The sequence below is a fragment of the Ochrobactrum sp. SFR4 genome, from assembly GCF_019730395.1.
In the GTDB taxonomy this organism is placed as follows: Bacteria; Pseudomonadota; Alphaproteobacteria; order Rhizobiales; family Rhizobiaceae; genus Pseudochrobactrum.
This window is the reverse complement of the sequence record NZ_JAAPBB010001042.1, coordinates 1-254: the sequence shown is the minus strand read 5'-3', so window position 1 is coordinate 254 and position 254 is coordinate 1. Positions and strand designations below refer to the sequence as shown.

Sequence of the window (254 nt, the reverse complement as noted above, 5' to 3'; positions counted from 1 at the left end):
ATCGCAATCGAGCCGCCTTCAGCCAGATAAATGGTCAGCGCACGGAAAATCCCCATTGTACCAAGCGTGACAATGAAAGGCTCAATACGCCCCATTGTGGTGATTGTACCATTGGCAAGCCCGCAGGCAGCCCCCACCGCAATCGCAAGAGACATTGCCAGAATTAACATCGGCAGATTACCGCTGACAATGCCGGAATTCATGAAAAAAATAGTGACCGCCGCAACAAAGGCAGACATCGAGCCGACAGACAA

The 254-nt window shown here is 51.6% G+C and carries 1 protein-coding gene; it reads right to left on the bottom strand.

The window, feature by feature from the left end; translation table 11 throughout:
- Positions 1-254: ABC transporter permease subunit (locus tag HBA93_RS22225; RefSeq protein WP_502910179.1), on the bottom strand; the 254-nt coding region annotated here is incomplete at both ends.